Source organism: Thermococcus sp., from assembly GCF_026991495.1.
In the GTDB taxonomy this organism is placed as follows: Archaea; Methanobacteriota_B; Thermococci; order Thermococcales; family Thermococcaceae; genus Thermococcus.
This window is the reverse complement of the sequence record NZ_JALXBJ010000007.1, coordinates 1-2,537: the sequence shown is the minus strand read 5'-3', so window position 1 is coordinate 2,537 and position 2,537 is coordinate 1. Positions and strand designations below refer to the sequence as shown.

The following is a 2,537-nucleotide window of genomic DNA, read 5'->3' as shown; positions in this document are numbered from 1 at the left end:
GCCAGGAAGGTAGCGAAGAACTATGACTTCTTCATAGCGGCTGCACCTCTGATGCCGAAGATCGGTAGGTACCTCGGTAGGTACCTCGGTCCGAGGAACAAGATGCCGGTTGTCGTTCCGCCCACCATGACCAACCTCGAGCCGATAGTGAACAAGCTCAAGAAGACTGTCAGGATACAGCTCAAGAACAACCCCGTGATTCACACGAGGATCGGAACCGAGGAGATGGACGATGAGGAACTGGCCGAGAACGCGGAAGCTGTGCTCAGCAGCGTGATAAACAAACTCGAACGCGGCGAGAACCAGGTGAAGTCAGTGTACATCAAAACCACCATGGGCCCGGCCGTTAAGGTGGAGAGGTGAGGAAAATGGCCCACGTGGCAGAGTGGAAGAAGAAGGAAGTGGAGGAGCTTGCAGAGATCGTCAAGAGTTACCCCGTGGTGGCTTTGGTGGATGTGGCCGGTGTTCCAGCCTATCCGCTCAGCAGAATGCGCGACAAACTCCGCGGTAAGGCCCTTCTCCGGGTCAGCAGGAACACCCTCATCGAGCTCGCCATAAAAAAGGCCGCCAAGGATCTCGGAAAGCCCGAACTGGAAAAGCTCCTGGACTACATCCAGGGCGGTGCCGGGATACTCGCCACCGAGATGAACCCCTTCAAGCTCTACAAGCTCCTTGAGGAGAGCAAGACGCCCGCCCCCGCCAAGGCTGGGGTTCCGGTTCCCCATGATGTCACCATCCCGGCTGGACCAACGTCAATAGCCCCCGGTCCCCTCGTGGGTGAGATGCAGGCCCTTGGGATCCCAGCGAGGATCGAGAAGGGGAAGGTCAGCATACAGAAGGACTACACCGTTCTCAAAGCCGGCGAGGTCATCACGGAGCAGCTCGCGAGGATCCTCAACGCACTCGGGGTAGAGCCCCTTGAAGTGGGCCTGAACCTGCTCGCCGCCTACGAGGACGGCATCGTTTACACACCAGACGTCCTCGCCATCGACGAGAGCGAGTACATAAGCATGATTCAGAGGGCTTACACATACGCGTTCAACCTCTCCGTCAACACCGCCTACCCGACCAAGCAGACGATTGAGGCCATCATAGGGAAGGCGTTCCTCGGTGCAAAGAGCGTTGCCGTTGAGGCAGGCTACATCACTAAGGAGACGGTTGGGGACATCATAGGCAGGGCAGTTAGGGTTCTCCTGCTCATAGCCCAGGGACTTCCAGAAGAAGTGCTTGACGAGAAGACCAAAGAGCTTTTAAACGCCCAGGCTCAAGTTGCGGTTGCTGCTCCTCAGCCGGCTGAGGAGAAGGTTGAGGAGGCTGAGGAGGAAGAGGAAGAAGAGGAAGAGGAGAGGGAAGAGGAGGCCCTTGCGGGTCTCGGTGCCCTCTTCGGCTGATTCCATTTCCCGAATCCCGAGAACTCCGTTGAATGAGAAATGAGGATGATTGGAGGTGTGAAAGATGGAGTACGTGTATGCCGCTCTGCTGCTCCACGCAAGTGGTAAGGAGATAAACGAGGAGAACCTTAAGAAGGTGCTCGAAGCCGCCGGTGTTAGTGCCGACGAGGCCAGGATAAAGGCCCTTGTGGCGGCACTTGAGGGTGTCAACATCGACGAGGTCATAGAGAAGGCTGCCATGCCCGTGGCCGCTCCAGTTGCGGTTGCTGCTCCTCAGCCGGCTGAGGAGAAGGTTGAGGAGGCTGAGGAGGAAGAGGAAGAAGAGGAAGAGGAGAGGGAAGAGGAGGCCCTTGCGGGTCTCGGTGCCCTCTTCGGCTGATTCCATTTTTATTTTCTGCCCTTTGGCGGGTCAAGCTTCTCTGCCCCTGCCGGTCTTTCAGGCGTTTTGAGAAAGTGAAAGTCGGTCAGGCCTTTCCCCTCTTCGAGAAGACTATGCTTCTGCTGCCCTGGTAGCTCCCGCGGTAGGGGTTCTTCGCCGGCCCTTCAAGCCTTATAAAGGCTATCTGGGCAAACCTCTCCCCGTATTCAAGCTCAACCGCTCCGCTGGAGGCGTTGAAGATCATCAGGGTTAGGTTTCCATCCCATCCTGGGTCTACCCACGCGAAGGAACCGAGGAGACCCTCCCTCGCCAGGCTGCTTCTTATCTTCATGTCTCCCATGATGTCATCCGGGAGCTTCACCCTTTCGAGGGTGAGGATCAGGGCGTGCTCCTTTGGGGGAATTGCTATCGCTCCCTCTTCCCCGATGTCCACCATCCTTCCCCGGACGTAGCCCTCCCTTCCGACCCGGAGGTCATAGCCTGCTGGCTGCAGGGACTCCTCGGAGAAGGGTTCGATGAGAATCTCCTTCCTGATTTTCCAGTCAGGGAGCATCATCGGAACCACCGCAATGTTTATTTTATGGGGCTTTAAAACAGTTCCGAGGGCCCGTGGCCTAGGGGACATGGCGCCGGCCTTCGGAGCCGGTACCCCCGGGTTCGAATCCCGGCGGGCCCGCCACAGAAATTTTGCCTGCGCAAAGTTTCATCAAAGTTCGCATGTCGTTTTTTGGGATTCTCAGTTTTAGAGGGGTTTGCTCCTTCAACTG

General features: G+C 57.2%; 3 protein-coding genes, 1 tRNA gene and 1 pseudogene. 4 read left to right on the top strand and 1 reads right to left on the bottom strand.

What is annotated here, in order from left to right; translation table 11 throughout:
* The 3 genes and pseudogenes from rpl1P to rpl12p form a co-directional block, all read left to right on the top strand.
* Nucleotides 1-363, top strand: a pseudogene (rpl1P, locus tag MVB78_RS00530) (50S ribosomal protein L1); the annotation flags it as partial.
* Nucleotides 364-368: 5 nt separating this feature from the next.
* Nucleotides 369-1,391 (top strand): 50S ribosomal protein L10, encoded by a 1,023-nt coding sequence (locus tag MVB78_RS00525; protein WP_297486658.1) that lies wholly within the window; start codon nucleotides 369-371, stop codon nucleotides 1,389-1,391.
* Nucleotides 1,392-1,455: 64 nt separating this feature from the next.
* A complete protein-coding gene (gene rpl12p / locus MVB78_RS00520) occupies nucleotides 1,456-1,770 on the top strand; it encodes a 50S ribosomal protein P1 (RefSeq protein WP_297486653.1) in 315 nt (104 codons plus the stop codon).
* Nucleotides 1,771-1,855: 85 nt separating this feature from the next.
* Here rpl12p and dcd read toward each other — a convergent pair whose 3' ends face one another.
* Nucleotides 1,856-2,326, bottom strand: coding sequence for a dCTP deaminase (gene dcd, locus MVB78_RS00515; RefSeq protein WP_297486655.1), 471 nt, complete (start codon nucleotides 2,324-2,326; stop codon nucleotides 1,856-1,858).
* Between the two features lie 47 nt (nucleotides 2,327-2,373).
* Between dcd and MVB78_RS00510 the strand changes: the two genes are divergently transcribed.
* A tRNA-Arg gene (locus MVB78_RS00510) sits at nucleotides 2,374-2,449 on the top strand.
* Nucleotides 2,450-2,537 lie beyond the last annotated feature (88 nt).

Coding starts and splice junctions, on each gene's coding strand:
- MVB78_RS00525 (WP_297486658.1), top strand. CDS start 369: ATGGCCCACGTGGCAGAGTGGAAGAAGAAGGAAGTGGAGGAGCTTGCA.
- rpl12p (WP_297486653.1), top strand. CDS start 1,456: ATGGAGTACGTGTATGCCGCTCTGCTGCTCCACGCAAGTGGTAAGGAG.
- dcd (WP_297486655.1), bottom strand. CDS start 2,326: ATGATGCTCCCTGACTGGAAAATCAGGAAGGAGATTCTCATCGAACCC.